The organism is Erwinia sp. Eh17-17, from assembly GCF_039675725.1.
Classification (GTDB): domain Bacteria; phylum Pseudomonadota; class Gammaproteobacteria; order Enterobacterales; family Enterobacteriaceae; genus Erwinia.
The window spans coordinates 57,229-82,077 of the sequence record NZ_JBDFQT010000001.1 but is presented as its reverse complement, the minus strand read 5'-3'; the positions used below and the strand labels follow the sequence as shown (position 1 = coordinate 82,077).

At 55.7% G+C, this 24,849-nt stretch carries 26 protein-coding genes; 7 read left to right on the top strand and 19 right to left on the bottom strand.

What is annotated here, in order from left to right; translation table 11 throughout:
* Nucleotides 1-230: 230 nt before the first annotated feature.
* Nucleotides 231-755: an NUDIX hydrolase YfcD gene (gene yfcD, locus ABEH87_RS00395; protein WP_346572893.1), complete on the bottom strand. Its 525-nt coding sequence runs from the start codon at nucleotides 753-755 to the stop codon at nucleotides 231-233.
* 120 nt (nucleotides 756-875) lie between these two features.
* Nucleotides 876-1,523 (bottom strand): glutathione transferase, encoded by a 648-nt coding sequence (gene yfcF, locus ABEH87_RS00390; RefSeq protein ID WP_346572891.1) that lies wholly within the window; start codon nucleotides 1,521-1,523, stop codon nucleotides 876-878.
* Between the two features lie 202 nt (nucleotides 1,524-1,725).
* Between yfcF and ABEH87_RS00385 the strand changes: the two genes are divergently transcribed.
* Complete coding sequence (locus ABEH87_RS00385) at nucleotides 1,726-2,619, top strand: TIGR01777 family oxidoreductase (protein WP_346572889.1); 894 nt, start codon at nucleotides 1,726-1,728, stop codon at nucleotides 2,617-2,619.
* A gap of 98 nt (nucleotides 2,620-2,717) precedes the next feature.
* On the opposite strand, the gene hisP is transcribed toward ABEH87_RS00385, so the two are convergent.
* The 16 genes from hisP to tctD all read right to left on the bottom strand — a co-directional run bounded on the left by hisP (nucleotide 2,718) and on the right by tctD (nucleotide 18,095).
* Nucleotides 2,718-3,491, bottom strand: coding sequence for a histidine ABC transporter ATP-binding protein HisP (hisP, locus tag ABEH87_RS00380; protein WP_346572887.1), 774 nt, complete (start codon nucleotides 3,489-3,491; stop codon nucleotides 2,718-2,720).
* A gap of 10 nt (nucleotides 3,492-3,501) precedes the next feature.
* Nucleotides 3,502-4,218, bottom strand: coding sequence for an ABC transporter permease (locus ABEH87_RS00375; RefSeq protein WP_346572885.1), 717 nt, complete (start codon nucleotides 4,216-4,218; stop codon nucleotides 3,502-3,504).
* Entirely contained in the window at nucleotides 4,215-4,901 is a 687-nt protein-coding gene (locus tag ABEH87_RS00370) for a histidine ABC transporter permease HisQ (protein ID WP_346572883.1), read from the bottom strand. Before ABEH87_RS00370 ends, ABEH87_RS00375 begins: the two co-directional genes overlap by 4 nt.
* A gap of 123 nt (nucleotides 4,902-5,024) precedes the next feature.
* Nucleotides 5,025-5,807 carry a lysine/arginine/ornithine ABC transporter substrate-binding protein ArgT gene (gene argT / locus ABEH87_RS00365; RefSeq protein WP_346572881.1) on the bottom strand — a complete coding sequence of 261 codons (783 nt, stop codon included), beginning with the start codon at nucleotides 5,805-5,807 and terminating at the stop codon, nucleotides 5,025-5,027.
* Between the two features lie 276 nt (nucleotides 5,808-6,083).
* Nucleotides 6,084-6,653: a UbiX family flavin prenyltransferase gene (locus ABEH87_RS00360; RefSeq protein WP_346572879.1), complete on the bottom strand. Its 570-nt coding sequence runs from the start codon at nucleotides 6,651-6,653 to the stop codon at nucleotides 6,084-6,086.
* 90 nt (nucleotides 6,654-6,743) lie between these two features.
* Nucleotides 6,744-8,261: an amidophosphoribosyltransferase gene (gene purF / locus ABEH87_RS00355; protein WP_346572877.1), complete on the bottom strand. Its 1,518-nt coding sequence runs from the start codon at nucleotides 8,259-8,261 to the stop codon at nucleotides 6,744-6,746.
* Between the two features lie 36 nt (nucleotides 8,262-8,297).
* Nucleotides 8,298-8,783 carry a colicin V production protein gene (gene cvpA, locus ABEH87_RS00350; protein WP_346572875.1) on the bottom strand — a complete coding sequence of 162 codons (486 nt, stop codon included), beginning with the start codon at nucleotides 8,781-8,783 and terminating at the stop codon, nucleotides 8,298-8,300.
* A gap of 326 nt (nucleotides 8,784-9,109) precedes the next feature.
* Entirely contained in the window at nucleotides 9,110-9,859 is a 750-nt protein-coding gene (dedD, locus tag ABEH87_RS00345; RefSeq protein ID WP_346572873.1) for a cell division protein DedD, read from the bottom strand.
* Complete coding sequence (gene folC / locus ABEH87_RS00340; RefSeq protein WP_346572871.1) at nucleotides 9,849-11,111, bottom strand: bifunctional tetrahydrofolate synthase/dihydrofolate synthase; 1,263 nt, start codon at nucleotides 11,109-11,111, stop codon at nucleotides 9,849-9,851. The genes dedD and folC overlap by 11 nt, the downstream gene beginning before the upstream one ends.
* Before the next feature lie 65 nt (nucleotides 11,112-11,176).
* Nucleotides 11,177-12,088 carry an acetyl-CoA carboxylase, carboxyltransferase subunit beta gene (gene accD / locus ABEH87_RS00335; RefSeq protein WP_346572869.1) on the bottom strand — a complete coding sequence of 304 codons (912 nt, stop codon included), beginning with the start codon at nucleotides 12,086-12,088 and terminating at the stop codon, nucleotides 11,177-11,179.
* 175 nt (nucleotides 12,089-12,263) lie between these two features.
* The gene (locus tag ABEH87_RS00330) at nucleotides 12,264-12,923 is read right to left on the bottom strand and encodes a DedA family protein (RefSeq protein ID WP_346572867.1); all 660 of its coding nucleotides are present in this window, start codon (nucleotides 12,921-12,923) and stop codon (nucleotides 12,264-12,266) included.
* Nucleotides 12,924-12,952: 29 nt separating this feature from the next.
* On the bottom strand, nucleotides 12,953-13,768 hold the full coding sequence (gene truA, locus ABEH87_RS00325; RefSeq protein ID WP_346572865.1) for a tRNA pseudouridine(38-40) synthase TruA: 816 nt from the start codon (nucleotides 13,766-13,768) through the stop codon (nucleotides 12,953-12,955).
* Nucleotides 13,768-14,778 carry an aspartate-semialdehyde dehydrogenase gene (locus tag ABEH87_RS00320; protein WP_346572863.1) on the bottom strand — a complete coding sequence of 337 codons (1,011 nt, stop codon included), beginning with the start codon at nucleotides 14,776-14,778 and terminating at the stop codon, nucleotides 13,768-13,770. The genes truA and ABEH87_RS00320 overlap by 1 nt, the downstream gene beginning before the upstream one ends.
* Before the next feature lie 71 nt (nucleotides 14,779-14,849).
* The gene (pdxB, locus tag ABEH87_RS00315; protein WP_346572861.1) at nucleotides 14,850-15,977 is read right to left on the bottom strand and encodes a 4-phosphoerythronate dehydrogenase PdxB; all 1,128 of its coding nucleotides are present in this window, start codon (nucleotides 15,975-15,977) and stop codon (nucleotides 14,850-14,852) included.
* Between the two features lie 64 nt (nucleotides 15,978-16,041).
* Nucleotides 16,042-17,433 (bottom strand): sensor histidine kinase N-terminal domain-containing protein, encoded by a 1,392-nt coding sequence (locus tag ABEH87_RS00310; RefSeq protein WP_346572859.1) that lies wholly within the window; start codon nucleotides 17,431-17,433, stop codon nucleotides 16,042-16,044.
* Complete coding sequence (gene tctD / locus ABEH87_RS00305) at nucleotides 17,430-18,095, bottom strand: transcriptional regulator TctD (protein WP_346572857.1); 666 nt, start codon at nucleotides 18,093-18,095, stop codon at nucleotides 17,430-17,432. Before tctD ends, ABEH87_RS00310 begins: the two co-directional genes overlap by 4 nt.
* A 119-nt stretch (nucleotides 18,096-18,214) precedes the next feature.
* On the opposite strand from tctD, the gene ABEH87_RS00300 reads away from it, so the two are divergent.
* From ABEH87_RS00300 to ABEH87_RS00290, 3 genes are read left to right on the top strand one after another with little or no spacing between them, the layout of a single operon-like run.
* Complete coding sequence (locus tag ABEH87_RS00300) at nucleotides 18,215-19,195, top strand: tripartite tricarboxylate transporter substrate binding protein (protein ID WP_346572855.1); 981 nt, start codon at nucleotides 18,215-18,217, stop codon at nucleotides 19,193-19,195.
* Nucleotides 19,196-19,206: 11 nt separating this feature from the next.
* A complete protein-coding gene (locus ABEH87_RS00295; protein ID WP_346572853.1) occupies nucleotides 19,207-19,638 on the top strand; it encodes a tripartite tricarboxylate transporter TctB family protein in 432 nt (143 codons plus the stop codon).
* An 11-nt stretch (nucleotides 19,639-19,649) separates the two neighbouring features.
* A complete protein-coding gene (locus tag ABEH87_RS00290; protein ID WP_346572851.1) occupies nucleotides 19,650-21,158 on the top strand; it encodes a tripartite tricarboxylate transporter permease in 1,509 nt (502 codons plus the stop codon).
* A gap of 72 nt (nucleotides 21,159-21,230) precedes the next feature.
* Here ABEH87_RS00290 and ABEH87_RS00285 read toward each other — a convergent pair whose 3' ends face one another.
* Nucleotides 21,231-22,007: a helix-turn-helix transcriptional regulator gene (locus tag ABEH87_RS00285; RefSeq protein WP_346572849.1), complete on the bottom strand. Its 777-nt coding sequence runs from the start codon at nucleotides 22,005-22,007 to the stop codon at nucleotides 21,231-21,233.
* 99 nt (nucleotides 22,008-22,106) lie between these two features.
* Between ABEH87_RS00285 and ABEH87_RS00280 the strand changes: the two genes are divergently transcribed.
* From ABEH87_RS00280 to ABEH87_RS00270, 3 genes are all read left to right on the top strand, one after another.
* Nucleotides 22,107-22,982: a DMT family transporter gene (locus ABEH87_RS00280; RefSeq protein WP_346572847.1), complete on the top strand. Its 876-nt coding sequence runs from the start codon at nucleotides 22,107-22,109 to the stop codon at nucleotides 22,980-22,982.
* Nucleotides 22,983-23,485: 503 nt separating this feature from the next.
* Nucleotides 23,486-24,013, top strand: a complete 528-nt coding sequence (locus tag ABEH87_RS00275; protein WP_346572845.1) for a fimbrial protein — start codon at nucleotides 23,486-23,488, stop codon at nucleotides 24,011-24,013.
* A 60-nt stretch (nucleotides 24,014-24,073) separates the two neighbouring features.
* Nucleotides 24,074-24,823 carry a fimbria/pilus periplasmic chaperone gene (locus ABEH87_RS00270; RefSeq protein ID WP_346572843.1) on the top strand — a complete coding sequence of 250 codons (750 nt, stop codon included), beginning with the start codon at nucleotides 24,074-24,076 and terminating at the stop codon, nucleotides 24,821-24,823.
* Nucleotides 24,824-24,849: the final 26 nt, after the last annotated feature.

The following is a 24,849-nucleotide window of genomic DNA, read 5'->3' as shown; positions in this document are numbered from 1 at the left end:
AGGTCGTGACATTACGGTGCGTTGATATTAGCTATCCCATAGTGTGCTGACATCAAGGGGGCCGTTACGCGCCACCGCCAGCCTGATGACGGTAACGTCGTTGATTCGGTTGATGGTGATGGAAGTGCTGCGCCGACGCGCTGAGAAAATACACCCGTGGGGCAGGCATATTGAAAGGTGTTTAGCTGGGGAATAAGCGTGGCGCAGAATGACGGCGCCACGGGAGGGGATTAATCGTGGCGGCCTGATTCGTTATTACGCGTCAGCCACAGCGACAGCGCCTTCAGCGAGTCGTTGGTGAACTCATCACAGCGCGCGGTGATCTCTTCCGGTGTCATCCAGAAAATCTCATCCACTTCTTCTTCCTGCATGGCAAACGGACCGTGGGAAACGCAGCTGAACAGCCCACCCCACACCCGGCAGTGCTCATCTTCGTAATAGAACTGACCGTGCTCGGCAAACGGTACTGCAGCAATTCCCAGCTCCTCTTCGGCTTCACGGCGTGCAGAGGCCAGCATCTCTTCACCGGTCTGTACCACCCCACCAGCGGTGGCATCCAGCATACCCGGCATGAAATCTTTTGTTTCAGTGCGGCGCTGTACCAGAATTTTTCCCATGCCATCGTGAACCACGATGTAGGTTGCGCGATGGCGCAAACACTGTGCACGCATCTGTACACGGCTGGATTGTGCTATGACTTCGTTATCTTCACTAACGATATCCACCCACTCCGTGCCCTGATCTTGCTCCACCATCCGTAACCCTTTTTTGTTCTGGCGCCTGGCGCTCAGTTGAATCAAACGTTTTCGCGCACCGTTGTGCGATCCGCCCTAAATTAATGTGTAACGCCGTGCGACGCAATCATCAATTTGTGCTCAGACACTCTGCTTTTTCGACGACTCGGCCAGCCACAGCTGTACCGAGGCGCGCTGCCACTGAAAATGCGCATAATCAGCCAGACGCGCCGGCAGTGGATCGCCATGCACAGCCAGGCGGTTAAGCATCACTGCCAGGTCGGTATCGGCAATTGACCATTCGCCAAACAGATTGTGCCTGCCCTCTGGCAGCAGGCGTTCCACTGCAGCGATAAGTGTCGCTGCCGACTGCTGGGCAGCCTCATCCAGCGGTGCAAAACGCTGACCGGCAAACAGCACTTCTGTCGGGCGCTGCTGGCGGATCGGCATAAAATCACTGCGCAGCCAGGCCTGAATTTCACGCGCTTTTGCGCGTTTTTCGATATCACGCGGGTAGAGACGTTCATAGTCCGGGGCCGGGAAACGGTCTTCCAGATACTCCGTAATGGCGGAGGATTCAGAAAGCAGGAAACTGTCTACCTGTAACGTCGGCACGCGGCGCGTCAGTGACACCTCACCATAGGCTGGCTGATGATGCTCCTGGCTTGCCAGGTTCAGGCGCTTCAGCGAAAAAGGAATGCCTTTTTCACTCAGGGCAACATATACCGACATCACATACGGGCTGAAAAATCTGGAATCTGACCATAACTGAATCGCGGGATAACTCATCAGGACGTCCTCTGACGTTCACGGATAGGAACATCCTGTTTACCGATTTTTCAGGCTGAAGGCAATCTCCACGGTAGGGTTGTCTTACAAATAAGAACAACCAGTATCAGCTCCTGCCCGTGCGTATTGTCACACGCATTCCCGCCATCTTCACCTATGCTAAATGCAGCACCATGTACTGACTTATTTTAAGGAAAACCGCATGCATATTTTAATTACTGGCGGTACGGGGTTGATTGGCCGCGCGCTAACGATTCAATTGCTCAACGCCGGTCACCAGGTCAGCGTGGTCACACGCGATGTTGCGGCTGCGCGTCGCCAGCTCGGTGAGCAGGTCAGCCTGTGGTCGGGGCTGGATCAGCAGCAGGATCTGAACGGCACTGATGCGGTCATCAATCTCGCCGGAGCACCGATAGCGGATAAACGCTGGAGCGGGCAGCAGAAGCGTCTGCTGTGCGACAGCCGCTGGCAAATCACTCAACGGCTGGCTGAACTGATTCAGGCAAGCAGTACGCCCCCTGCGGTGCTGATTTCCGGTTCGGCGACCGGCTTCTATGGCAACACCGGTGAACTGGTGGTTACCGAAGATGACCCCGGCCACGCGGAGTTCACCCATGAGCTTTGTGCCCGCTGGGAAGAGCTGGCGCTGAAGGCGCAAAGCGAGCGCACCCGCGTCTGTCTGCTGCGCACCGGCGTGGTCCTGTCAAAAAAAGGGGGAGCGCTGGAGAAGATGAAGCTGCCGTTCAAATTAGGGGTTGGAGGGCCGCTCGGCAACGGCAAACAGTATCTGCCATGGATCCATCTTGAGGATGAAGTCAGGGCCATTATCTGGCTACTGGAGAACCCTGCGCTGAACGGTGCGTTTAATCTTGTCGCCCCTTATGCCGTACGTAACGAGCAGTTTGCCGCCGCACTGGGTGAGGCGATGCATCGCCCGTCGTTTATGCGCACGCCAGCCCCCGCTATCCGGTTGTTAATGGGTGAGTCGGCGGTATTGGTGCTGGGAGGGCAGCACGTGCTGCCACAGCGGCTGGAGGCGTCAGGGTTTCGATTTAAATGGTATGAGCTGGATAAGGCATTAGAAGATGTCCTCTGATGCGGTAGCGGGATTCACTGCGGGCGGTGCCAAATAACGGGCCGCCCCATGCCTGTTTCACCGCAGGGGCGACCCTTTTTCCGTTCGCCCCTCAGGGATTATTTCAGTGCACCGGACAAAAACTGTTGCAGGCGCGTGCTCTTCGGATGATTAAAGACCGCCTCCGGCGGGCCTTCCTCTTCAATTTTCCCCTGATGCAGGAAGATCACGTGGCTGGACACATGACGGGCGAACTCCATCTCGTGCGTCACTACCACCATGGTTTTCCCCTCTTCCGCCAGCTTCTGCATGATGCGCAGCACCTCCCCCACCAGCTCCGGGTCCAGCGCGGATGTAGGTTCATCAAACAGCAGAACTTCCGGCTCCATCGCCAGCGCACGGGCAATAGAGACGCGCTGCTGCTGGCCCCCCGACAGGTGAATCGGATATTTGGCGCGCGCGCGCTCGTCAATTCCCACCTTATCCAGGTAGCGAATGGCGCGCTCCCGCGCTTCGGTTTTGCTTAACCCCAGTACCTGCACCGGTGCCTCCATCACGTTCTCCAGAACTGTCATATGGCTCCAGAGGTTGAAGTGCTGGAATACCATAGTCAGGCGGGTGCGCAGCATCCGCAGCTGTTCTTTGTTGGAAACTTTCAGCTGACCGTCGGTATCACGTACCAGATGGACGTTCTCATTATTCACCGAAATAGTGCCTTCACTCGGCTTTTCGAGGAAGTTAATACAGCGCAGGAAGGTACTTTTCCCGGAACCCGATGAGCCAATAATACTGATCACATCTCCGGCGTTTGCCTGCAGCGAAACACCCTTCAGCACTTCATGCTCACCGTAACGTTTATGCAGCTCGGTGACGCTTAATTTATTTTCAGCCATGGTGTTTTACTCAGTGTGACGATGAAGGTTTAACGTGCGCCAGCCAGCGTTGTTCCGCTTTACGGAACAGACTAATCAACACATAGGAAATAATCAGATACAGCACGGCCGCAATGCCGAAGGCAATAAACGGCTGATAAGTGGCAGAGTTAATGTCGCGGGCCACTTTCAGCAGGTCCGGCACCGTGGCGGTAAAGGCCAGCGCCGTGGAGTGCAACATCAGAATGACTTCATTGCTGTAGGCCGGCAGCGCAGAGCGCAGCGCCGAAGGCATAATAATGCAGCGATACAGTTTGAAGGTGGAAAAGCCGTAGGCGCGCGCGGCTTCGATCTCACCGTGCGGCACGGAACGAATCGCCCCTGCGAAGATCTCCGTGGTGTAGGCACAGGTGTTGAGCGTCAGCGCCAGCAGCGTACAGTTCAACCCGCTGCGGAAGAACGCATTCAGCAGCTCAGTGCCCTTGACCACTTCCAGGGTATACATTCCGGAGTAGAACACCAGCAGCTGAACATACAGCGGCGTACCACGGAAAATATAGGTGAACAGCCACACCGGGAAACGCACCGCTTTGATCGGGGAAACGCGGGCAATCGACATCAGCACTGCCATACAGCCGCCCAGCACCACGGATACCACCAGCAGCCAGAGGGTGATTGCCACGCCGGAGAAGCGATAACCGTCGGTCCACAGCAGGGCTTTCCAGTACTCCTGAATAATCTCAATCATAAGTCAGCCCTTTTCACGCCCACCGTATAGCGGCGTTCCAGCCACCAAAGCACCCCGTTAGAGAGTGTGGTAAAAATCAGGTAGATCACCCCGGCAACGATGGCGAAATAGAACGGCTCCCAGGTCGATTTTCCGGCCAGCTGCGTGGCCTTGACCACATCTTCCAGGCCCAGAAGCGACACGAGTGCCGTGGCTTTCAGGATAACCTGCCAGTTATTACCGATACCCGGAAGGGCAAAGCGCATCATGCCGGGGAACAGCACACGACGGAAGGTTTGGGAACGGGTGAAGCCGAAAGCCGTAGCCGCTTCGATCTGCCCTTTTGGCACCGCCATATAAGCACCGCGAAACGTTTCAGTGAAGTAGGCTCCGTAGATAAAGCCCAGGGTGATAATCCCGGCGACCATCGGGTCAATATCAAACTGCGACAGGCCGAGGAAGTCCGTCACCTGGTTCAGCGCAATTTGCAGACCGTAGAAAATCAGCAGCATCAGGACCAGATCAGGTACGCCGCGGATCAGGGTGGTGTAACCTTCAAAAATAACCACCAGCGGGCGGCTGTTGGACAGTTTGGCCCCGGCGCCAATCAATCCAAGCACCACGGCAAACACCACCGAGCTGAGAGCCAGCTCCAGGGTGACCATCGCGCCTTTAAAAATGACTTCAGAGTAGCCATACAGCATAAGCACATCCTGTCTTGCTACCGTCATAATTCAGGCTGTCAGCCGAACTATTCAGGTATAAATAATCATTTGCTAAAGCAGCCTCACCGTGGTGTGCGGCGAGGCTTGCAGACAGGTTTTTACTTAGCCGCCGTAGACGTCAAAATCGAAATATTTTTTCGCTAATTTGTCGTAGGTACCATCTTTGCGCATTTCATCGAACGCTTTATCGATAGCAGCTTTCAGCTCAGGGTTATCCTTGCTCATGCCCATACCCGTACCCACGCCAAAGATTTTCTCATCTTTTACCGCCGGGCCGGCGAACGCATAGCCTTTACCCGCAGGCTGCTTGAGAAAACCTTCGCTGGCGGCCACTTCATCCTGGAACGCGGCGTCGATACGGCCCGCAGTCAGGTCCTGATACACCAGATCCTGGTTGGCATATGGCGTAACGGTCACGCCTTTTGGACGCCAGTTATCGTTAGCGTAGGTTTCCTGAGTGGTGCCCTGCAGCAGACCAATGGTTTTGCCTTTCAGAGACTCCAGCGTCGGCTGAATTTTAGAGCCTTTAGGCGCAATCAGACGTGAGTTCGCGGCATACAGTTTTTCAGAGAAGGCAATCTCCTGCTGACGCTTTTCAGTAATCGACAGAGAAGAGATAATCGCATCAATCTTCTTCGCTTTCAGTGAAGGGATCAGCGCGTCAAAGTCGCTTTCCACAAACGTACATTTGGTTTCCATACGCTTACAGATTTCGGTCGCCAGATCGATGTCAAACCCGACCAGCTGACCCTGAGCATTTTTCATTTCGAACGGTGCATACGTCGGGTCGGTGCCGATACGCAGTGTTTTTGGACCCGCAGCAAACGCGCTGCCTGCAGCTGTGATTGAGATTAACAGGGATAGAGCCAGGACCTGCTTTTTCATAAATAACCCTCAGTTTCCAATATTATTTTTTATGGTTCGTGATGTGTCTGCACAGTGACTTGCACAATATAATTAGCAGGTTCCGTGCCACATTTTGTGGCAAGGGGCAGTTTATATCGCGAAATACCTCAGGCACCGTGATTGCTCGGTTTGCAGGAAAATTTATAGCAGGTTTGTAGGCAGGAGGTAGCAACTATGTTTCATATTGGTGCATAACTTGCACGAAAAGCGATTCAGCACCAACATTTGCACTGCGATAGTGCGCTTTAACGGCGGTTATGCACCTTGCCAGCGCGTAAACAGATCCTTATCCAGTTCAATATCAAACTGGTCGAGAACGCGATTGACGGTCTGGTCAACGATGTCCATGACATTTTGCGGGCGGTGATAGAAAGCGGGTACGGGTGGCATAATGATGGCACCCAGTTCGGCGGCGGTGGTCATCATACGCAGATGCCCCAGATGCAGCGGCGTTTCACGTACGCAAAGCACCAGGCGACGGCGCTCTTTCAGCACCACATCGGCCGCGCGCGTCAGCAGACCATCGCTGTAGCTATGGACAATGCCGGAGAGGGTTTTCATCGAACAGGGGAGAATCGCCATGCCATCGGTCTTAAACGACCCGGATGAAATGCTGGCAGCAATATCACGCGCATCATGGACCACGTCGGCCAGCGCCTGCACCTGGCGTAACGTATAGTCACTCTCCAGCGCCATGGTCTGACGCGCGGCCTGGCTCATGATCAGATGAGTCTCTACCCCGCTGACCTGCTGCAAAATTTGCAGCGCGCGGATGCCGTAAATCACCCCGCTGGCGCCTGAAATGCCAACAATGAGTCGCTTCATAAAAATCCTTAAAAAAAATGGGCCGGAGTTACCCGGCCCATCTTAGCCCATTTCCCCATCTGCCCTAAACAATTCGGCGGGCGACGGTTATCAGCCTTCGTTATGCATTTCCAGATTTTCGACTTCATTCTGACGCTGCATCGCTTTCGCATCGTCATTGCGCAGAGACTGCAAATACTCCAGGTACTGCTGGTCAACGTCTTTGGTGACGTAGATACCATCAAACACCGAGCACTCGAACTGGGCAATATCCGGATTCTCTTCACGCACCGCTTCGATCAGGTCACTGAGATCCTGGAAGATCAGCGCATCAGCCCCGATCAGCTGGCGGATCTCTTCCACTTCGCGGCCGTGCGCGATCAGCTCAGTGGCGCTTGGCATATCAATGCCGTAAACGTTCGGGAAGCGGATTTCCGGTGCCGCTGAAGCGAGATAAACTTTCTTCGCCCCGGCTTCACGGGCCATTTCGATAATCTGTTCTGACGTGGTGCCGCGCACGATGGAATCATCCACCAGCAGCACGTTTTTACCCCGGAACTCAGCGCGGTTGGCGTTCAGCTTACGGCGAACCGCGCTACGGCGCAGGTGCTGGCCCGGCATGATAAAGGTACGCCCGACATAGCGGTTCTTCACAAAACCCTGACGGTATGGCTTGTCGAGAATACGGGCCATCTCCAGAGCGATATCGCAGGAGGTTTCAGGAATAGGAATGACCACATCAATATCCAGGTCTTCCCACTCGCGGGCGATCTTAGCGCCGAGTTTGGTGCCCATACGCACGCGTGCGCTGTACACCGAAATTTTATCCAGGAAGGAGTCCGGGCGCGCAAAGTAAACGTACTCGAACAGGCATGGATTGCACTTTGGATTTTCAGCACACTGGCGGGTAAACAGCTGGCCCTTCACGGTCACATAAACCGCTTCTCCCGGTGCCACGTCGCGCAGGAACTCAAAACCAAGGGTATCCAGCGCGACGCTTTCTGAAGCCACCATATACTCGATACGGCCATCGGCCATCGCACGCTTGCCGATCACCAGTGGGCGAATACCGTTAGGATCGCGGAATGCCACCAGGCCGTGGCCGATAATCATCGCGACGCAGGCATAAGCACCGCGCACGCGCTGGTGTACGGCGGCCACAGCGGAGAAGATGTTTTCAGCTTCCAGCGGGTCGTGCTGGAAACGATCCACTTCCTGCGCAAAGATATTCAGCAGGATTTCAGAATCGGAGGTGGTATTCACATGACGACGACCCGTTTCGAACAGCTCTTTGCGCAGTTCGTGGGCGTTGGTCAGATTGCCGTTATGGGCAAGGGTAATACCGTAAGGGGAGTTCACGTAGAAAGGCTGGGCTTCTGAAGCGCTGGAGCTTCCTGCCGTTGGGTAGCGCACGTGGCCAATACCCATGTTGCCCTGCATACGCTGCATGTGGCGGGCTTCAAATACATCGCTAACCAGACCGTTTGCTTTACGCAGACGGAAGCAATTCAATGCATCAATGGTAACGATGCCTGCGGCATCCTGCCCACGGTGCTGAAGCACCGTTAACGCGTCATAAATCGACTGGTTGACCGGCGCAAAACCGGCGATCCCGACAATACCGCACATATTGACATTTCCTCATAAGCCGCAACCCCGGTGCGATTACCGGGGCAAAAAACTCGACGTGCTTTTCAGGTAGTCAAAAAACCACCTGATGATTGAACTGAACTGAGGGATAAGCTGGGACTGCTGCCAGTCCGGGCTTTTGGAAAAGCCGGTGAATGTGTCGAGGAAAAACAGCATGGCTGAAACGATCAGCACACCGCGTAATGCCCCAAAACAGACGCCAAGCACTCTGTCGGTTCCCGACAGGCCGGTTTTTTCAACCAGCGAACCAATCACGTAGTTAACAATGGCCCCGACAATAAGGGTGGCAATGAATAACACGGCAACGGCGATTCCATTTCGAACCAGTTCGTCTTCAAACCCGGTGAACCAGACGGCAAGGAAGGAGTAGTAATGACTGGCGACAAAAAATGCGCAACCCCAGGTGACGAGAGAAAGAGCTTCCCGAACAAAACCTCGAATCAGGCTAACGAGAGCCGAAAAACCAATAACCGCAATAATGACGTAATCTATCCAGATCATGAACGCTTCCAGTGACCAAGCCCTGAATCAGCCTGCGTCCCCTTGTAGCACAGGTGCAAGGGGATACTGCCTCAGTTCGGGGCGAATTCTAACAGAAAAAGAAAACGTTTGCGTAGGGTTTTCCTGTGGCGATTTAAATTAACGATGACGTTAAAAAAAACCGCCGACAGACGCAGAATTCACTCTGCGGTCCCCTGACGCAATACCTTGATTTGCCAGTATCATCACGCACGACGCCCGGAACGACACTGTGTCGACTCCGGGCGCGGGGTGATAAAAACTCATCGCATCACCTGCCACGCAGAAAATCGGCAGGCTAAAAACAGTTAGCGAACGCTGTAGGGCTTCACCACACCGCCTAAGCCAGAAATCCCCTGCAACGCGCCTACCGCAGCCTGCATTTTCGCTTTCGAGGCATCCGGCCCCACGTAAATGCGGGTGATCTGTCCCTGCACCGGCGTCGCCGGAACGGTAAAGGCACGGTAGCCCGACAGACGAAGCTGCGCGACAATTTCATTCACTTTTGCCGCGTTCTTCAGCGCACCAAGCTGCACCACCCAGGCCTGACCTGACGGCGCCGTTTCGGCAGCCGCAGGCTTACTCTCGGCGGGGGTTTCCACTTTCGGTGCAGGCGCTTCAACCGGTTTTGGTTTCTCGACCGGCTTAGGCTTCTCAACCGGTTTTTCAACCGGCTTAGGCTGTGGTTTCGGTTTTTCCACGACTTTCTGCGGCTGTTGCTGGACAGGTTTCACCGGCGGCGGTGTCACCACCGTCGGCTGGTTGCGCGACTGCGGTGCGGTCGAGCCACTGTCTGCCTGCGAAGAGTTGTCGTTAAGATTGCTTCCGGCGCTGATCGCCGCCCCTGCCCCTTCCGGCGGCTGAGCAGGTAAAGACTGCGTTACCGGAGGCACCAAATCAGTTTCCTGCTGGTCTTCCGGTTTCGGCACCAGCGGAATGGCGGCAAACTCTTCTTTGTAGTGCTTCTTCTTACCATCGAGCAGGCCGGGCAGAACAATCACGCCCAGTGCCACAATGATGATGGTTCCGACTAAACGGTTTTGAAACTTACTGGCCACTGCCGTTCTCCGTTTCCATCCATTCCATTACCTGCGCTACGGTGTGGAAAGATCCACACACCAGCACAATATCCTGTTCCGCTGCCTGTTGCAGCGCCTGCTGATACGCCGCCGCCACCGAGCTGAACGCCTGCGCGCCGCTCAGGTGTGCCATCAGCTGTTCAGCGCTGGCTCCGCGCGGGCCGTCAAGCGGCGCGCAGTACCAGAGATCGACCTCAGGGCTGAGGCAGGCCAGCGTACCGGCGATATCTTTATCGTGCAGCATCCCGACCACCGCATGAACCTTACCGCTGCGGGGCACTTCCGCCAGGCGCCCGGCCAGGTAACCTGCCGCATGAGGGTTATGGGCCACATCGAGGATCACGCGCGGTGACTCACTCACCGTCTGAAAACGACCGGGCAGCATCGCCAGCGGCAGCGAACGACGAATTGTCGCTTCATCCACGCTCAGCGTTGAGGCTCGCAGTGCCGCCAGAGCGGTCGCGGCATTGGCCAGAGGCACCTGCGGCAGCGGTAGCTGCTCAATAGTGCCGTGCGCGTCGCGGAATGACCAGCCGTCACCGGTGACGTGATATGACCAGTCTCGATCGCGCTGTAACAGCTGTGCGCCCTTCTCTGCTGCCACCTCAGCGATGGTGTGCGGCATATCCGGCTCGCCCACCACAGCCGGTTTACCGGCGCGGAACACGCCGGCTTTTTCGCGGCCGATGCTGTCTCGATCCGGTCCGAGCCAGTCGGTATGATCCAGCGCAATGCTGGTTACCACAGCGACATCGGCATCGACGATATTGGTGGCGTCAAGACGACCGCCAAGACCGACTTCCAGGATCACCACGTCGGGTTTTGCCTGCGTAAACAGCCACAGCGCCGACAGCGTGCCGTATTCAAAATAGGTCAGCGAGGTCTCGCCGCGCCCGGCTTCGATGGCGGCAAATGAGGCCGTATGGGCCGACTCTGCCAGCTCCTCTCCCTGAATGCGCACCCGTTCAGTGTAGCGCACCAGATGCGGGGAACTGTAAACGCCCACGCGATAGCCCGCCGCCATCAGCAACGTTTCAAGGGTGCGGCAGGTTGTGCCTTTACCATTGGTTCCGGCGACGGTGAAAACCACAGGGGCAGGTGTCAGCAGGTCAAGCGAAGTGGCAACGCGCCGGATACGATCCAGCCCGAGTTCGATAGCCTGAGTATGCAGATGCTCAAGATAATAAAGCCACGTGGCAAGAGGCGACGTGGCTTGAGGAAGATTATCCATGTGTCCCGTTCACAGCGTTACGGTTCATTGGTAAAAGGGGCACGGGGCCCCTTTCTCATCATCGGTCAGGCCTCGTGGCTCTGAGGGGCGTCAGCAGGCGCGTCCGGGACTTCATCTTCCTTAGGTGCAGGCAGATTCATCATTTTCGCCAGCACGCTGGCCAGCTTAAAGCGCATTACCGGACGGCGAACGATCATATCAATCGCGCCTTTTTCAATCAGGAACTCACTGCGCTGGAAGCCCGGCGGCAGTTTTTCACGCACGGTCTGCTCAATAACGCGCGGGCCGGCAAAGCCGATCAGTGCTTTAGGTTCAGCAATGTTGAGATCGCCCAGCATCGCAAAGCTGGCAGAAACGCCGCCCATGGTCGGGTCAGTCAGCACGGAGATATACGGCAGGCCACGCGCCTGCATCTTCGCCAGTGCCGCACTGGTTTTCGCCATCTGCATCAGCGACATCAGCGCTTCCTGCATACGGGCACCGCCTGATGCAGAGAAACAGATCATCGGACAGTTATCTTCCAGCGCCTGCTCAACGGCACGCACAAAACGCGCGCCCACTACAGAACCCATTGATCCCCCCATGAAGGAGAATTCAAACGCTGCGGCAACGACCGGCATCCCGTGCAGGGTTCCTTTCATCACAATCAGCGCGTCGGTTTCGTTAGTCTCTTTCTGAGCCGCGACCAGACGATCTTTATATTTTTTTGAATCCCGGAACTTGAGCACATCTTTCGGTTCCAGCTCGCTACCCAGTTCAACCAGCGAACCTTCGTCCAGCACGCTGTGCAGACGATCGCGACCATGCATACGCATGTGGTGGTCGCATTTCGGGCAGACTTCCAGATTACGCTCCAGCTCGGCACGGTAGAGAACCTGCCCGCAGCTGTCACATTTTGTCCAGACCCCTTCAGGAATGCTTGCTTTGCGCGATGGGGTAATGGTGCTCTTATTGAGAATTCGTTCAATCCAGCTCATTGATGACCTTTCTGTTTGAACCTGGCGCTCCTGCTGGGGAGCGCCAGTTTTTCTTTTTCCACGCTGCTGCCTGACGCCGCAGCGCAAACCATAATTTATCGCTCATTAAACCATAACCGCCCGACACTGTGGATAAAAATCTGGTCGAAGGAGGCGGGCCTGACGATTTATTTCACTACTGTTTCTGCTGACGTGCCGCGCGACGATGGCGCAGAACTTCAATCACACCCGGCAGGATGGACACCAGGATAATGGCAACAATCAATAGCTTAAGGTTTTCCTGCACCACCGGGAAATTACCAAACAGATAACCGGCATAGGTAAACAGCAGAACCCACAGCAGGCCACCCGCGACATTATAAATGGCAAAATGGCGGTAAGACATCTTACCCATTCCCGCCACAAACGGCGCAAACGTACGCACAATGGGCACGAAGCGAGCCAGAATAATGGTTTTACCGCCGTGACGCTCATAAAATGCATGGGTCTTATCAAGATAGCTGCGACGGAAGATCTTCGAATCCGGGTTGCTGAACAGCTTATCGCCAAACAGACGGCCAATGGTGTAGTTCACGGCATCACCGAGAATGGCTGCCACCACCATCAGCGCGACCATGGTGTGCACATTCAGGTCATTACCCGGCAGTGCAGCCAGTGCTCCCGCCACAAACAGCAGAGAATCTCCCGGCAGGAATGGCGTCACCACCAGACCGGTTTCGCAGAACAGGATTAAAAACAGAATGGCATACACCCAGATACCATACTGAGCGACCAGCTCCGCAAGGTGGACGTCGATATGCAAAATGAAGTCGACAACAAAACGAATCAATTCCATACAGGCTTCCTTTAACACTCCAGGCCAGGTTAATCCCCGAGGAACAGCGGTCCCATCGGTGGACGAGGTAACTCATAGCGTGCGGGATAGTCGACCGAGACCAGATACAGACCTTCCGCCCGCCCTGTTGCCGCGGCCAGCTTGCGATCTTTGGCCGCCAGCAGTTCAGCTATCCAGCCTTCAGGCTGATTCCCGCAGCCCACTTCGATCAGGCTGCCAACGATATTGCGCACCATATGATGCACAAACGCATTGGCTTTAATATCCACCACCACGTAAGCACCGTGGCGGGTCACGTTCAGGTGCATTACGTTACGCATCGGGGTACGCGACTGGCACTGCACGGCGCGGAACGAGGTAAAGTCGTTCTCACCCAGCAGGCACTGTCCGGCGCGCTGCATTTTTTCCACATCCAGCGGATGATAAAAATGCGTGACGCCCCCGGCCAGAATCGCCGGGCGCAGCCGCTGGTTATAAATCACATAGCGGTAACGACGCGCGGTGGCGCTGAAACGGGCGTGGAAATCATCCGGCACCGCTTTCACCCAGCGAACGGCGATATCCCCCGGCAGATTGGTGTTGACACCCATCGTCCAGGCGGCATCTTTCCGCTGCGAGGTAGTTTCAAAATGCACCACCTGCCCGGTGCCGTGGACACCGGCGTCCGTCCGCCCTGCGCACAGCACTTCCACCGGATGGTTAGCCACTTTCGTCAGCGCCTTTTCCAGTTTTTCCTGCACGCTGCGCACTTCCTGCTGCCGCTGCCAGCCGTAGTAACGGCTACCGTCATATTCAATGCCCAGCGCCAGTTTCAGGGTTGGCTGTGGGACGGCGATGTCGGACATTAGTAAAAATACTCCTGCACCAGCTTCTCAGCCGTTTTCACTGCCATCAGCGCGCCGCCAAACCGCACGTTATCGGCAACTGACCAGAACTGTAACAGTTCAGGGATACCGTAATCATTGCGCACGCTGCCGATGCTCAGGTGCGCACTGCCGGAGGCATCGCCCACCTGCGTCGGGAAGTCATCCTCGGCGGTCAGGTTAATATCATCGACCTGAGCCAGCGCATCGCGGGCTTCTTCTGAAGACATCGGGCGCAGGTTTTCGATATAGACAATCTGCGCATTACCGTAGAACACCGGGGCCTGAATAGTGCTGACCGCTATCGGTAATCCATCATCCTGCAGCACTTTACGCACCTGCTCTACCAGCAGACGCTCCTGCGCCACGCTGCCCTCTTTATCTGCCAGCAGGGGTAACACGTTGAACGCCAGCTGGCGGCCAAAGTAGCCCTCTTCCGCTGGCAAACCGTTCAGCAGTCGCGCACTCTCACCGGCCAGCGAATCCACCGCCGCTTTACCGTGTGAGGATGCCGCCAGCAGGTTGGTTACCTGCAAACGCCCCAGACCGGCCTGATCGACCAGCGGTTTGATGGCGCACAGCAGCTGGCTGGTTAATGCATCGGCCACGCTGATGATATTCCGGTTGCGGTAGTCGGCCAGCACCTGTGGGTTCACATCCGGCACCACCAGCGGCACATCCGGCTCCAGTGCAAACAGATCGCTGCTGTCGATCACCAGACAGCCTGAGTTTGCCGCTTCATCAGCATAGCGCGCCGAGGCTTCGCGGCCGGCAACGAAGAACGCCAGCTGCACCTGCGACCAGTCAAACTCTGCGGCATCGCTCACGCGTACCGATTTACCTTCATAGCGCAGCACTTCGCCCGCGCTGCGCTCGCTTGACAGCGCATACAGCTCACCAACCGGGAACTGGCGTTCCGCCAGCAATTCCAGTAAAGCTCCCCCTACTGCGCCTGTCGCACCTAAGATTGCGATATTCCAGCCGTCAGACATGTTGGTTTACTCCAGACAATGACACAAAAATAGAAGGCGGTGGTTTAACCGCCTGAAGATTAGGAAAATACTTAAAGGCAGAGTGCGGTAAAGCCCAGCCTGTTCAGCAGCGCGGCGGTGTCGGCGTTATCACACTCAACCCGCAGCGAAGACCATTCGCGGCGCTCCTGATAATGCTTGCGCAGGCGGTCAAATTCGCCCGGAACAGCCGCCACGTGGCGCAGCGGCGCATCATCGCGGCGCACATCATACACCAGATGTACCAGACGTTTCAGCGTTGCCTGATCCAGCGCGCCGCGCAGCGTAATACGGCCGAATTCCGGGGCGGGCAGCAGCGTATCCAGCGCCACCTGCTGCGGCTGACCGATAAACTGCGTCCAGGCCTCAAATACCTGAGTGGTGCCGCGCGCTTTGCCCTCCAGGGTATAACCGGCAATGTGGGCCGTGGCGATATCCACTTTATCCAGCAGCGGCAGCGACAGCTCCGGCTCGGGTTCCCAGACGTCCAGCACCACGCTGAGATCGTCACGCTGGCCCAGCACTTTCAGCAGAGCGGCATTGTCCACCACCGGGCCACGGCAGGCGTTGATCAGAATGGTGTCGGGTTTCAGCGCCAGCAGCAGCGCCTCATCGGCCATATGCAGCGTCTGGTAAGGTCCCTGCCTGAACAGCGGCGTGTGGAAGGTGAGCACGTCCGCTTCGGCTACCAGCTGTGCCAGCGGCAGGAAATCTCCCTCATCACCCCGTTCGGCACGCGGCGGGTCGCACAGCAACGTGCGGATCCCCAGCGCTTCAAGCCGCGCCTGAAGGCGGCCACCGACGTTACCCACTCCGACGATACCCACGGTGCGCTCGGTTAACTGGAAACCGTCGCGCTCGGCCAGCAGCAGCAGCGCGGAAAAAACATACTCCACCACGGCAATAGCATTACAGCCGGGGGCGGCGGAGAACGCGATGTCCTGCTGCTTCAGCCATGCTTCATCGACATGATCAGTACCGGCGGTAGCCGTCCCGACAAATTTCACCGGTTTACCGTCAAGCAGCTGGGCATTCACTTTAGTGACCGATCGCACCATCAGCCCGTCGGCATCATCCAGCTCAGCCTGCGGGATGGGACGCCCCGGCACGGCCACGACGTCGCCGGTCCGGCTGAACAGTTCACGGGCATACGGCATATTTTCATCAACGAGGATTTTCACAATCGGTTTCCAGTCGGTTCGGTGGGGGGATATTCTGCCATAAAACGGGGTTCAGGGGGCATCCTCAGCGCACGGACGGAACAGGGGTGAAGGCAACATCAACAGACAGACCGCCGAGAGCTGCGCTCTGTGACAGAGACATCTGACCGCCATGCCAGCGAACAATATCCTTTACCAGAGCCAGCCCCAGCCCGGTTCCTGCTGAATGACGAGTATGTTCCAGCCGGTAAAACGGTTGCAGCACCTGCTGTCGTTCAGATTCAACGACCCCCGGCCCGCTGTCTTCAATATGCAGGCGCCCGTCGCGCACGCTGGCGGTAATCATGCCGCCCTCAGGCGTATATTTAATCGCGTTATCCAGCAGATTCGCACAAAGTTCGGCCAGCAACAGCGCATCACCACGGATGACCGAGCGCTCATCGCCTTCATAGCCCAGGTCAATCTGTCGGCTGCGGGCCTGCGGGTAGTGCAGCAGGCAGGCCTCGCGCACCAGCGCAACCAGGTCAACAGGGCTCCCCGGATGATTCTGCTGCATCGCCTTAATGCGCGACAGTTGCAGTAGCCGATCGGTGAGTATGATGGTGTCGTTCAGCGTGTGTCGCATCCCCTGCAGACTCTCCTGCCACACCCCCGGGTCATTGCTGTTCAGCGCCACGCTGACCTGGGTTTTCAGAATAGTCAGCGGTGTACGCAGCTGATGCGAGGCATCCGCGCTGAAGCGTTGCTGCCTTGCCACCATCGCTCTCAGACGCTCAATATAGCGGTTTACCGCCACCATCAGCGGCTGTATTTCTGACCAGGGTAACAGCGCGGGCAGCGGGGTCAAATCGCCGGGGTCGCGTCGCAATATCACCCCGGAGAGGTGCCGCAGCGGACGCAGCACCTTGTGCAGTACCCAGCTGGCCAGCAGCAGCGTGATCAGCACCAGCGCGCCCTGGCTGAGAATGGCGGTATACAACAGGCTGCCAGCAAAATCGCGACGCGACGTCAGGGTTTCAGCGACGATCACCAGCGCCATCCCCTGCACCTTATCTTCGTTGACCGGCTGCCACAGGGCCGCCAGGCGAATAGGCAGGCCATTGTAGCGGGCATCATAAAAATGGACTAACGCCGGATAATTGCGCGACAGCGGGGTCTTTTCCGGCAGCGGCGGCAGGTCATCATAGCCGGAAAGGGTTTTGCCCTCCGGGGAGATCACCTGGTAAAAAAGCTGATCGTTCATGTTGCGCTCGAAACTGTCGAGGACCACCCACGGCACATCGACCTCAAGATGCCCCTGATGCACGCGTATCCGCTCCGCGACGGTGCGCGCAGAAGCCAGTAACGAGCGGTCATAGGCCTGGTTAGCCGCCTGGAGCGCGCTGGCATAGTGGGTATAGACCGACAGCGCCCAGAGGATCAGCAGCGGCAGGCCCAGCCACAGCAGCAGATGTGCGCGCAATGACGCCATCTTCATGGCTGCCGCTCAAGGCTGTATCCCAGCCCACGCAGGGTGATAATCGACACATTGCTGCCCGACAGCTTTTTCCGCACCCGGTGAACATACAGTTCGATACTTTCCAGGCTGGCTTCATCCGCCAGCGTGAAGGTCTGCTCGTAGAGCTGCTGGCGGGAAACCGGTCGACCGCGCCGCTGCATCAGCGTCATTAACACGCTGGACTCGCGGGGGGTCAGCGCCAGCGGTTTCTGCTGCAGTTCGAAATAGCCCTCATGAAAAAACACCAGTTCCCCAAAGGCTTGTGCCTCCTGTACCTGACCCTGACTGCGGCGCAGCAGCGCCCGGATACGCGCCTCCAGCTCTTCAAGCTCAAACGGCTTACTGAGGTAATCATCCGCCCCCTGATTCAGTCCGCGCACCCTGTCCGTCAGCTCATTGCGTGCGGTCAGCAGCAGGACCGGCACCGTCTGGCCGCGTTTTCTCATGCGGGCCAGCAGATCCAGGCCGTTCAGTCGCGGCAGGGAAATATCCAGCAGCACCAGTTCATAATGCTCGCTTTGCAGTACATGGTCGGCAGCTATCCCATCGGCAATCCAGTCCACGGCAAACCCCGCCTGCGTTAACGCTTTCTGAAGCCAGCAGGCCAGCTCCGCCGTATCTTCCACCAGTAAGAGACGCATATCACATCCTGTTATTTTTCCCGATGGCTGAAAGGTAAATGAAAGGTTGCCGGGTTAACAATTCCATAACCTCATTTTTGGGGAAAGCTCACAAACTCAATGATAAAAACGGAGCCGTGATGAAAACGACAATCCGCACCACCCTGGCCAGCGCCCTGCTGCTGCTCGCCGCACCGGCCACCTTTGCCGCCGAAGCCCCTTCCCGCACCGAGTGCATCGCCCCGGCTAAACCTGGCGGTGGCTTTGATTTGACCTGCAAGCTGTTACAGGTTTCGTTGCAGGACACTCAACAGATCAAGACGCCTATGCGTGTGACCTACATGCCCGGTGGCGTAGGTGCAGTCGCCTATAACGCCATTGTGGCGCAGCGCCCGGCAGAAGCAGGGACGGTAGTCGCCTTCTCCGGCGGTTCCCTGTTGAACCTGTCGCAGGGGAAATTTGGCCGTTACTCCGTGGAAGATGTGAAGTGGCTGGCAGCCGTAGGGACGGACTACGGCATGGTGGCCGTGCGCAGCGACTCACCCTACAAAAATCTGACTGAATTACTGGCGGCAATGAAAAGCGATCCCAACAAGGTGGTGATCGGGGCCGGAGCCTCGATTGGCAGCCAGGACTGGATGAAAACCGCCCTGCTGGCACGCGATGCGGGTATTGATCCCCGCAAGATGCGCTATGTGGCTTTTGAAGGCGGAGGCGAGCCGGTCACCGCGCTGTTAGGCAACCATATTCAGGTGGTGTCCGGCGATATCAGCGAAATGGTGCCGCACATACAGGCAGGCAAGCTGCGCGTGCTGGCCGTGATGTCCGATAAACGCCTGCCCGGCGTGCTGGCCGACGTTCCCACCGCTAAAGAGCAGGGCGTAGATATTGTCTGGCCAGTGATTCGCGGTTTCTACCTTGGCCCTAAAGTCACTGACGCCGAATACCAGTGGTGGGAAGACGCGTTTAAAAAGATGGTACAGACCGACGAATTTAAGCATCAGCGCGATCTGCGCGGCCTGTTTGAATTCAATATGTTCGGTAAAGAGCTGGACAGCTACGTCAAACAGCAGGTGATCGATTACCGCGAGAAGGCGAAATCCTTCGGCCTGGCAAAATAAGGGAGGCCGTCATGAGCGATCGTATTTTTGCCAGCGTCTGGCTACTGCTGTGCATCATCGGCCTGTTTATCGCCTGGAATATTCAGAGTGAATACAGCTATGAACCGGTAGGGCCTCGCCCATTTCCGATGATCATCCTCGGGCTGATGGCGCTGTGTGCCTTTTTCCTGCTGATACGTCAACCTGACGCGATTCAGTGGCCGGCACGCGGCACGCTGCAACGCCTGTTGCTGCTGATGGTCAGCCTGGGTCTGTATGGAGCGGTGTTTGAAAGTCTCGGCTTTCCCCTTGCCACCACATTACTGACCTTCGTCATCGGGCTGCTGTTCGGCGCAGCCTGGTGGGCAGCCGCATTGTCCGGCGTGGTGATGGGTGCCGTGTTGTATTACGCCTTTGACCGCCTGCTCGAAGTGACCTTACCGCTCGGCACCTGGTTGAGCTAACGGAGAAATACATGGATACCTGGTCCTTTCTGATGCAGGGGTTTGCCGTCGCAATGACGCCAGAGAACCTGCTGATCGCCTTAATTGGCTGCTTTATTGGCACCATTGTCGGCCTGCTGCCGGGGCTTGGCCCCATCAATGGCGTGGCCATTCTGATGCCGTTGGCGTTTGCTCTGCATCTTCCGGCAGAGTCGGCGCTGATCCTGCTGGCGACCGTCTACATCGGCTGCGAGTATGGTGGACGAATCTCTTCAATCCTGCTTAACGTACCGGGAGATGCCGGGGCGATTATGACCGCGTTAGACGGTTATCCAATGGCACAGCAGGGCCGTGCGGGCGTGGCGCTGTCGATCTCAGCGGTCAGTTCATTTATCGGTTCCACCATCGCCATTATCGGTATCATTCTGTTTGCTCCGATCCTCGCCAACTGGTCGCTGGCATTCGGCCCGGCGGAATATTTCGCGCTGATGGTGTTCGCCATTGCCTGCCTCGGCAGTATGATGAGCCAGAATCCGCTGAAGTCCTTCCTCTCTGCGCTGATTGGCCTGAGCATGGCCACGGTCGGCGTCGATGCCAACACCGGGGTTTACCGCTTTACTTTTGACAGTGTGCATCTCTCTGACGGTATTCAGTTTGTGGTCGTGGTGATCGGCCTGTTCTCGGTTAGTGAAATTCTGCTGATGCTGGAGTCCACCAGCAGCGGGCAGAAAGTAGTGCGCGCCAGCGGACGCATGCTGTTCAACATGAAAGAAGCCGCGCAGTGTACCGGGGCAACGCTGCGGTCATCGCTGATTGGTTTCTTTGTTGGCGTACTGCCCGGTGCCGGGGCGACCATCGCCAGCGCTATTGCCTATATGAGTGAAAAGAAAATCAGCGGGGGTGAAACCTTTGGTAAAGGGGATATTCGCGGCGTCGCGGCGCCGGAGGCAGCGAACAACGCTTCCGCCTGCGGTTCGTTTATTCCGATGCTGACGCTGGGTATCCCCGGTTCCGGCACCACGGCGGTGATGGTTGGCGCGCTGACGCTGTACAACATTACCCCCGGCCCGGCCATGTTTACCGAGCAGCCGGATATTGTCTGGGGGCTGATTGCCGCCCTGCTGATCGGCAACGTGATGCTGCTGATTATGAATATCCCGATGATCAATATCTTTGCCCGTATGCTGACCATCCCGCTGTGGTTCCTCGTTCCCGCGATTGCCGCGATCTCGGCGGTTGGCGTCTATGCGGTTCACAGCACCACCTTTGACCTGCTGCTGATGGTAGGCCTTGGGATCTTCGGCTATATCCTGCGCAAAATGGACTTCCCGATGTCGCCGCTGATCCTCGGATTTGTGCTCGGCGGGATGCTGGAGCAGAACCTGCGCCGTGCGCTGTCCATCAGCAATGGCAACCTGCCGATTCTGTGGGAAAGCCTGATCTGTAAGCTGCTGCTGGTTCTTGCGGTCAGCGTACTGGTGGTGCCGCCGGTCTGGAAACGCTGGCGCCGTAAACATAAGCAGGCTGCGGCGTCCAACTAACTCAGGGGCAGGCATCGCTATCCCACCCGACTGATTTTCCCGGAGGAGTGAGGCCCGCCTCACTCCTGTTCATCAGGCCCGATTTCGATAGCGTTCCGGCGTTGTCCCCGACTGCTGCTGGAACATGGCAATCAGCGCCGAGGCCGAGCTGTAGCCCAGCTCCTGCGCCATATCCTGAACACTTTTCCCCTGTTCCAGCAGTGAAATCGCATGCAGAAACCGCAGGCGCTGCCGCCATTCGCTGAACGACATCCCCAGCTGCGACTGACAGCGCCGTGACAGGGTGCGTTCAGTGGTGTAGACGCGCTGCGCCCACTGCGCCAGCGTAGTGTTATCCGCCGGGTTCTGCTCCAGCGCCAGCAGCACCGGGGCCAGCATCCTGTCAGGGGTTGAAGGCAGATAGCTTTGCTGGCTCTCCGCCATCAACAGCTGGTCGAGCAGCACCTCACACAGACGTATGTCCTGCACGCTCTGCGGTATCAGCAGCTGGCGTGCCGCACAGTCTTCGATAATCGCGTGGACCACCGGACTGACGCGCAGCAAACAGGCGCGCTCAGGTAATCCCTCACAGGCGTCGGCCGCAATATTGAGCGTGCGAAAGTGCGCCTGCTTGTGGTTGTAGCTGGCGTGCTGATGGCCGGGCGGCACCCAGATAGGGAGATTCGGTGGCGTCAGCAGACGCTCCCCTTCTACCTGCATCTCCAGCACGTTGCATTTTACAAAGATCACCTGCCCCCAGCGATGCTGGTGAGGAAGGTACTCCGTGCGGGCATTGGCCTGCTCGTAGCGGAAGAAAAGCCTAAGTTGTTCTGCATCCGCCGGGGCGCTATAGGTGAGTTGCTGGATCATCTTGTCCGGTTCCATGGTACTTTTGTCTTATTATCGTTATCTGTATTAAATGCGACAAGCTTACACTGCATCACCCATGCCTACCTGAAGAGAAGACAAATGAGTTTTATGTTTCCCCTGCTGGCCGTACTGATCTGGTCAGTCAACGCGATTGTCAGCAAGATGTCGGCCAGTGCGATCGATCCTGCCGCTATCTCCTTTTATCGCTGGCTGCTGGCGCTGCTGGTGCTGGCTCCCTTTGCCCTGCCCGGCGTCTGGCGTCATCGCCAGCAGGTCAGGCAGTCGTGGTGGAAACTGCTGATCCTCGGCCTGCTGGGTATGGTGTTGTATCAGAGCCTGGCCTATTACGCCGCACACAGCGTCAGCGCGCTGTTTATGGGTATTCTGAATGCAATGATCCCACTGCTGACCGTTCTGTTAAGCGTGGTGGTCATGCGGCTGGCCCCAACGGTCGGCATCCTGCTGGGCAGCCTGCTCTCGTTTTGCGGTCTGGTCTGGCTGGTCAGCGCCGGGGATCCGGCACAGCTGTGGTCACACGGTTTAGGCAAAGGCGAAATGATGATGTTTGCCGCCTCGACGTCGTATGCACTGTATGGCGTGCTGACGAAACGCTGGGCGATCCCGCTGCCAAACTGGCAGAGTCTGTGGATACAGATTTTTTTCGGTGTACTGCTGCTGACTCCTAACTTTCTGATGGCAACCGATGTATCGCTGAATATGCACAATATTCCGCTGGTACTGTTTGCCGGCATTCCGGCCTCGATCGTTGCCCCTTTTCTGTGGATCCAGGGGGTAATGCGTCTGGGGGCCAGTACTGCCAGTATTTTTATGAATCTGGTGCCAATATTTACCGCAATTATCGCTGTCAGTTTTTTACATGAATCATTACACAGCTATCATTTTATTGGGGGCGGGATCACCCTTGCGGGTGTCATTCTGGCACAAAGATTACGTAATCCCTTGATAAGGAAATAGAATAACAAGCCCTTGCAGATGGATGTTTTTAAAACCTCACCCAAAGTGGCTAAATTCCCTGGCCACTAAGATCATTCTAATTTCAAAACAAATGTCGCTCTGAACCCTCTTAATATATATTTAAAAAACGCCCCTTTAAAAATAAATTTAGACCTGTCCCTGTTTATTTTGGACACTTTACTATTTACCAATTTTTATCAAAGACTACTCTTCACATTATTAAAAAAACAATATTACTGGCGTAGAATTAATAAAACACTCACTAAAATTATTATAACCAAACGGAACTAGTTATCAGGATTTATCAATATGTTAGAGAAAATATTTTCCAGTCGCTGTATTTACTTATCAGCCCAGGTTGTTATCTGACATAAACCCCAGATTTAGCTGCCTGCGGACAGCTAAATATTCCGCTTGAAATAAACCGGAAGATAATAGCGAAAAAAAACCGCATTAAGACGTTTATCTCAGATAATCGAAAATATTAATAAAAGGATGTTTATATGAAAAAAGTATTACTGGTATCATCACTCATGACGGTCATTGCCCTGCCCATTCCAGCAGCAATGTCCGCAGACGGAACGATCACGTTTACAGGAGAAATTAACAACACCACCTGCAATATTAGCGTTAATGGTCGTAACAGCAGCACTGAGATAACTTTTGATCCAATTTCTGCATCAGCACTTTCTAAAGCAGGGGAAGTCGCCAACGAACAGCCTGTCACTCTGTCATTAACCAACTGTCAGAACGCGACAGAAAATGTTCGGGCAATGTTTGAAAGTAACGAAACGGATAACAGCACAGGGAATCTGAAAAATAAGGGCACTGCATCTAATGTCCAGGTGCAGCTGCTGGATAACAGCCATAGCCCTATCAGGTTGGGTGATGGCTCTCAAAGCAACGGCCCGTCATTCAAAATTGAGAATGACATGGCAACGCTGAACTACTTCGCGCGCTATTACGCCACGGATAAAGTAGATGGTGGTGATGTTAACACCATGGTTAACTACTCTTTGAGCTATTTCTAAATTCCCCTGAGTGCAGGAGTTATCTCTTGCACTTCTTTATTTTTAATCAGAGCTGTTGCTATGTTAGTTTTACGATATCTTCATCAGGCAGTCTGGAAACATTTTTCTTTCATCCTTATTCTGGCTCTACTGCCCCACCAGGGAAAAGCCAACGTTATTATCAACGGAACACGGATTATTTATCCACAGCAAAAGCGTGAGGTAAACATCCAGTTGAGTAACGATGATAATAAGCCCTCTCTTATTCAGGCCTGGATTGACAAGGGGGATGCTGACAGCCATGCCTCGTTTAATAACATCGCCGTTCCTTTTATCCTGACACCTCCCATTATTCGTGTAGAACCGAATACCGGACAGACGCTGCGAATAACATGGACAGGTTCACCTTTGCCGCAGGACAGGGAGTCTCTCTTTTGGCTCAACATCCTGGATATTCCGCCAAAAAACACCGCCACCCCGGAGAGTAATATATTGCAAATGGCGATCCGCAGTCGGATGAAAATTTTCTTCCGGCCGCCAGCATTAACAGCAGACGGCGCCGTCAAAGCATACCATCAATTACGCTGGCAGCGGCCGCCCTCTGCAGCCGAAAAAACCTTGCGGGTCAACAATCCTTCCGCCTATTTCATCAGTGTATCCAGCATAAAAATCATCACTAATGGAAAGGAAACTAAGAGTCTTAAAAGCCAGATGATCGCCCCGAAAAGCTTCGCAGATTTTCGCTTTACCTCGCTTCCTGAAAAGATAGCGGAGGGTTCGCTCAGTTATGAAATGATTAATGATTACGGCAGTGTCACGACGATCAAATAACCGCCAATAAAATAAAAGAGTGACGA